This window comes from Bacillus sp. LR--39 (assembly GCF_053613335.1).
This window is the reverse complement of record NZ_JBSIOT010000978.1, coordinates 1-672: the sequence shown is the minus strand read 5'-3', so window position 1 is coordinate 672 and position 672 is coordinate 1. Positions and strand designations below refer to the sequence as shown.

Genomic DNA, 672 nt, shown 5'->3' with positions numbered 1-672 from the left:
TGCTCAAGCGCTGACAGGTTCGTCTGCTTTGCTTGCTCCAAAAGCTCCGCAAATGTTTGCTGTTCTTTCGCTTCCATTCTCAGGGCAAGTGTATTGACGAACATTCCCGGCATGTCCTGAACATCAGCATTCGTCCGGCCGGCAGTAACGGAGCCGATGACGATATCCCGCTGTCCGGAAATTTTGCTTAAAAAGACGTGGAAAACAGCATGGAGCACCATGTGCAAGGTCGTTCCGGTTTCCGCAAGCAGTTTTTCTACCGCCTTTGCCGTCTCACTTCCCGTACGGAAACGGATCGTATCTCCTTTAAAGCTTTGCACAGGCGGACGGGCGTAATCGAGCGGGAGATCAAGCTCTGGCAGCTCGCCTGAAAGAACTGACATCCAGTACGCCTCATGCTCCTTCATCCGTTCTTTTTGCTCAGCTTCATGTTGCCAAACGGCGAAATCTTTATAATGAAGCGCCGGCTCCGGAAGCTGCTCTCCTTTGTAAAGCAGCGCCAATTCTTTTACAAAAATGCCTCTTGAGACGCCGTCTGCGATGATATGATGCATATCTAAAAGCAGCAAATGTTTTTTCGCTTCTATTCGAAGCAAAGCTGCGCGAATGAGCGGTGCGTCGTTTAAGTCGAATGGCCGGATAAATTCCTTAATCTTTTGGTCCGCTTCGTCT

Annotated in this window: 1 protein-coding gene; it reads right to left on the bottom strand. The window is 49.7% G+C overall.

Features of this window, described 5'->3' with window-relative positions:
- Nucleotides 1-672: condensation domain-containing protein (locus tag ACWHAR_RS27875; RefSeq protein WP_452088544.1), on the bottom strand; the 672-nt coding region annotated here is incomplete at both ends.